General features: G+C 56.7%; 6 protein-coding genes. All 6 read left to right on the top strand.

Annotation, left to right across the window (positions count from 1 at the left end; genetic code table 11):
- Nucleotides 1–182: 182 nt before the first annotated feature.
- The 6 genes from CWO89_RS40590 to CWO89_RS40565 all read left to right on the top strand — a co-directional run bounded on the left by CWO89_RS40590 (nucleotide 183) and on the right by CWO89_RS40565 (nucleotide 4702).
- Entirely contained in the window at nucleotides 183–845 is a 663-nt protein-coding gene (locus CWO89_RS40590; protein WP_130231510.1) for a hypothetical protein, read from the top strand.
- The gene (locus CWO89_RS40585; protein WP_130231512.1) at nucleotides 842–1828 is read left to right on the top strand and encodes a FliM/FliN family flagellar motor switch protein; all 987 of its coding nucleotides are present in this window, start codon (nucleotides 842–844) and stop codon (nucleotides 1826–1828) included. Before CWO89_RS40590 ends, CWO89_RS40585 begins: the two co-directional genes overlap by 4 nt.
- Nucleotides 1825–2487 carry a type III secretion system export apparatus subunit SctR gene (gene sctR / locus CWO89_RS40580; RefSeq protein WP_207231186.1) on the top strand — a complete coding sequence of 221 codons (663 nt, stop codon included), beginning with the start codon at nucleotides 1825–1827 and terminating at the stop codon, nucleotides 2485–2487. Before CWO89_RS40585 ends, sctR begins: the two co-directional genes overlap by 4 nt.
- Nucleotides 2484–2744 (top strand): type III secretion system export apparatus subunit SctS, encoded by a 261-nt coding sequence (sctS, locus tag CWO89_RS40575; protein ID WP_130231514.1) that lies wholly within the window; start codon nucleotides 2484–2486, stop codon nucleotides 2742–2744. Before sctR ends, sctS begins: the two co-directional genes overlap by 4 nt.
- A gap of 105 nt (nucleotides 2745–2849) precedes the next feature.
- Nucleotides 2850–3638 (top strand): type III secretion system export apparatus subunit SctT, encoded by a 789-nt coding sequence (sctT, locus tag CWO89_RS40570; RefSeq protein ID WP_130231516.1) that lies wholly within the window; start codon nucleotides 2850–2852, stop codon nucleotides 3636–3638.
- Entirely contained in the window at nucleotides 3635–4702 is a 1068-nt protein-coding gene (locus CWO89_RS40565) for an EscU/YscU/HrcU family type III secretion system export apparatus switch protein (protein ID WP_349644936.1), read from the top strand. The genes sctT and CWO89_RS40565 overlap by 4 nt, the downstream gene beginning before the upstream one ends.
- Nucleotides 4703–5094 lie beyond the last annotated feature (392 nt).

The raw sequence follows: 5094 nt of genomic DNA, 5'->3' as shown, positions 1-5094 counted from the left end.
CCTTTCTCCTAGGAAGTAGGTTCCGACAAATACGATGTCCTGGAGACGTAGGCCCAGTGAAAACTACTGTTGTGGTTCGGTAAGTCGGGGTGATGGTGAATGGTGTGTTCTGCCGAGCGCTTCAACGCGGCTGAGCCAGGTGACCCAGTCCCACAGCGGTCAAACTTAACGGAGGGAGTTAGATGCAACTAGCGACAAGGGCTGCGATGTCGTGCATCACACCACGTGGCCGTTCAATTCCGGTGGCGGCCCCGGTGCCGACGTGTGTGCGTACCGGGGATATCGCTTGGTTCTCGCAACTGATCGAAGAGGCGAATCTAGACGCCTGCGAGGGCTCCGATCGCGCACCTGATTGCAAGGATTTCGACAATGATCCGCATGATCTGGCCGAAAGCGAAAGCGCCACGTCTTCTCCCTTGATTGTCGGTTCGATCATCGGCGCCATGCCGGGCCCTATACGGCGTCGGCGAGCGCCCGAAGAGCTTTCGCGATCGGTCGAACTCGCTGAGTTGACCAGGAGGATTACCGAGCACACTTTGGTCAGCCAAGATTGTGCCGGCAATACCGAGGTGCAGATCATGCTGAACCGCGAATTGTTCGGCAATGCGCGTGTAATCGTCAGTTTCCAGCATGATACCCTAAGGGTTTGCATCGAATCCGAGCGGCTTTGGCCTATCCTGCAGGTACATGGTCATCCATTTGCGCGCGATTTGTCCGATCGACTTGAAATGCGCATCGTGATGGTCGTTTTCGCCTGCAGCTCAATATTGGACGAACAAGGCAGCAACCGGCGATCTCGCACATTTGAGACACTACTCTACTACAAAGTTGAGAAGGGCGCGTGATCGATCTGCCCTGCTATGGCCCACGTGAGGCTGCCGCCGTTTCGCGTCTTGCTACACGTCTGCCGGTCCTCTTCAATATCGCTGGCATCGACGTGGAAGCTGTCATGCCAGGCTCGACACCTCCGCGCCTTCCAGCGGATTACTGCCGGGCCGTGATGCGCCCAAGCGGCCACGGGATTCGCGTCGCAGTTGACTCGACGCTCCTTCCGCCGGCGGCTGTGCAACATTGGCCGGAAATTACCGCATTGCCTCCGGGTGACGGCCTGCGAGAAATCCTGTTCGACATTGTCTTCCGAGATCTCGCGATCCAGGTGGAACAATGGTGTGGGCATCGGCCGATCTGGTCTTCGGCCGAGAGCACTGAAGCGTTTCCCTACGCATTTGAGATTCTTCGCTTGGAGCGTCCGGGCGATATCCTCGGGCTGGTCGAATTCGATGGCGGTGGACTGCAATGGATGGCCGACTGCTGCTCTACGCTTCCCGTCGTGTACGCCGTGCTCGATGATCTGCCCGTTTCTCTCGATCTGCTGGTCGCACCCATCAGCCTTATCTTGACGGATCTGCATCAACTCGCTTCAGGTGACGTCGTCCTGCTGGATACCACCCCCGTCGACCATGACGGCGTCATGACTGTTCTTCTATGTCTCTCTGGCGGTCCTTCCTTTCGAGCTTCGATCTTCGATGGCCGCCTTGCCATCCTTTCAACTGCGGACTGTATGATGGATAGACCGGATCCACTCCCGCCGGAAACCTTCGACAGCATTGATCTTCCTGTTGATGTGGATGCTGGACGCCTGACCATGCCGCTCAGGCAGCTTCGCGAATTGGCTGTCGGCCAAGTGCTGGATCTTGGTTTTGATGCCACTACCAATATCAGCTTGCGCGTCAATGGCCAGGTCGTCGCAACCGGTGAACTGGTGCGCATCGCCGAGCGAACAGGTGTGCGCGTGCTCGACCTGCGATTAGCACGAGCAGAACGATGATGGCGCTGCCTGATCCCGCGACGCTGATCGTCCTAATCGCCTGCGTCGCGATCGCCCCCTTCGTTGCGATTACCGTCACCTCTTACGTGAAGCTCGTCGTCGTCTTTGGGCTCATTCGCAATGCTCTCGGCGTTCAGAACATTCCGCCGAACATGGCGCTGAATGCGATCGCCATCCTGCTCTCGGTCTACATCATGCAGCCAGTGGCTAAAGGTGCGTATGAAGCAGTGCGCGACAAACCAATCGCATCCCAAGATATCCGCGAATTAGGGACAACGATAACGCTAGCTGCTGAGCCAGTTCGCAACTTTCTCCTGAAGAACACGTCGCAACGGGAACGGCAATTCTTCGTCAATGCGGCTCGGGGATTGTGGAGCAAGGAGGACGCCGCCGCCATAAGTGGCAGCGAATTTATGATTTTGATTCCGACCTTCATGACATCCGAACTGGAAGACGCGTTCAAAATCGGCTTCTTATTGTTTTTGCCGTTTATCGTCATTGATCTCGTCGTTTCGAACATCCTTCTGGCAATGGGCATGATGATGGTCTCACCAATGACCATATCCTTGCCATTCAAGCTGTTCTTGTTCGTTGCCGTGAACGGGTGGCAGCGCCTAATTCATGGCCTCATCTTCTCCTACGCGGGAGCAGCAACATGAATACCGCCACACTCACCAACATTGCCATTGGCGCTCTCAAACTGACACTTGTCCTGTCGATGCCCACAGTCCTCGTCGCTACGGGCGTCGGACTGATCGTCAGTGTTATGCAAGCTCTGACCCAAGTTCAGGAGCAGACACTCTCTTTCGCCGTGAAGCTGATATGCGTGAGCCTGATACTGGCCGCCACCGCGAATTGGTTTGGTGAACTTAGCCGCTATACGGTGAACATCTTCGACCAGATCGCCGGGATGTAAGTCTGAGGCCCAAGGGACTTGCTAAATTTGCCTCTCTTCGCCCGGCGGCACGCAACAAGAGCGACCGCCGCCAGCTTCCTGGGCAGCGCTAGAGTAGTCCATTCCATGTCACCACTTGATCCAGCTCACCTGCGTACTTTCCTTGTTGTCCTTGCGCTTGCGATGGCACGGGTGACAGGGATGGTGCTTGTCATGCCCTTTCTGGGACGTGGTATGGTGACGGCGCCGGCGCGCAACGGCGTGATCATGGCATTGGCGCTCCCGGCAATGGGGTTTGCTTGGGCAACGATGCCTGCGGATCTCGACATTACACGTCTGGTGCCGATCCTGGGCTTGGGGCTCAAGGAACTCTTGCTCGGGTGCCTCCTGGGCATGCCAGTTGCCGCGACTATGTGGGGTGTGGAAACCGCGGGCACGTTCATTGACCACCAGAGGGGGGCCACGATGACAAGCCTCTTGAGCCCGGCAAGCCTCAATCTGGACTCGCCGCTTGGGACCTTCCTAGCTCAGCTTTACGCTACATGGCTGTTCGTCAGCGGCGGCTTTTCCAAACTATTAGAAGCGCTCTATCGCTCCCATGACCTCTGGCCGCTGTGGAGCTTTCATCCTGCATTTGGTCCGGCCTTCGTCACCGGTATGTTAGATCTTGCAGACCTCGTGATGCTGCTGACATTGCTTCTCGCCGGTCCAGCCATCGTTGCGATGTTTCTCAGCGAGTTGGGCTTGGCACTGGTCAGCCGGTTCGCGCCGCAACTGGAGGTCTTCTTTCTCGCTATGTCGGTCAAGAGCGCAGTTGCCCTTCTGCTGCTGATTCTATCGCTCACGATTGTTTTGGCCAATGCCGACAAGCATATGCCGTCGCCTGTCGCGATCGTCAATCGCATCGCCAGGTGACTGTCGTGACCGGTAGAAAGACCGAAAAGCCGACCCCCACGAGGCTGCGGGACTTGCGCAAGAAGGGACAGGTTCCGCACAGTAAGGAGGTCGTGTCGGCGGCGGTGACCCTTGGGTTCTTCGCGCTGTTCTTCGCCTCTTTGCCTGGCCTAGTAGACCGACTTAAGGCAACGATCCTTTTGCCCGTATCATTTCTTGAAGAGGACTTCCTAATTGTCAGCCGACAGCTACTCGAGTTTTATTTCGGTGAAGTACAAAGTATGGTCGCACCTTTCCTCGGCATCGTCCTGGTCATCGGCGTGGGCGCTAACCTGCTGCAGAACGGGGCGATTTTCTCCCCCGAGGCTGTCACGCCGTCGCTGAAAAAGCTGAACCCCGGTGAGAACGTCAGAAGGATAGTCTCGCTGCAGAATCTCGTCGATCTGGGTAAGGCGATCGTGAAGGTGCTGATACTCGGCCTCGTCATAATGCTTGTGCTGCGCCAAGGTGTGCATGCGCTTGTGTGGACGCCGAGCTGTGGCATATCGTGCCTAAGTGCCGTGACGGGTAACCTGCTGCTCGGGATCGCTAGTTATGTGGGGGCGAGCTACCTTGTGGTGGCGATTGCGGACTTTGCGTTCCAGCGATGGCAGTTCACGAACAAGAATTTGATGTCGCTGGACGAAGTGAAACGAGAAGCTAAGGAAAATGAGGGCGACCCTCTGATCAAAGACCGACGCCGGCGCCTCCATTCGCAATTGTTAGCCAAGGACGCGATTGAGCAGTCGCGTAGAGCGACCGTGTTGATCACCAATCCCACACATATTGCAGTGGCGATCTACTACGATCGGCAGCGCACCCCCCTGCCCATGATCGATGCCATAGGTACCGATCTCTTGGCGCAGCAAATGATTGATGCCGCGGCCGCTGCGGGGGTGCCGGTGATGCGAAACATTCCGCTGGCGCGCGCGCTCCTGAAGGACGGCCTGGTGGATGAGTATATTCCATCGCACCTGATTGTACCTCTCGCGACGGTTCTGCGGGCGCTCGGAAAACTGGCGACTGAGACCGGTTATCGGTCCTGACTTCAGCTTGATGGTTGCTCGCAGTTTTCAACAGCCCGAAACATGCCGCCGGTGCGAAGGATCTGCGGTTCCTGTAGCGGCCATAGGCAAGAGATATTGCTTCATAACGAACATCTATTTGTTCTCGAGATAGTGCGCGTCTATCTTCATGTACGTGGGAGAGGAAATGGGCGCTGCCAAACGCGACGGTCCCATCGGCCTCGACGTCTTGCCGCCAAGATGCACGTCGACGCGAGTGGTCTCTCTTGGAGACCCGTTCGTCCCCTACTTATCAGCTTAAGCCGGAATAATCGATGCTCTTCGCGGTCGCTTGGGCATTTATTGGCCATAGTAGCTGTGACGGTGACGAGATGCTTGCGAAGCCGGGAATGTCCCGATCGGTGTTGAACTAG

The organism is Bradyrhizobium sp. Leo170 (assembly GCF_004296405.1).
Taxonomy (GTDB): Bacteria; Pseudomonadota; Alphaproteobacteria; order Rhizobiales; family Xanthobacteraceae; genus Bradyrhizobium.
The sequence above is the reverse complement of the archived record's forward strand: the minus strand, read 5'-3'. Positions and strand labels throughout refer to the sequence as shown.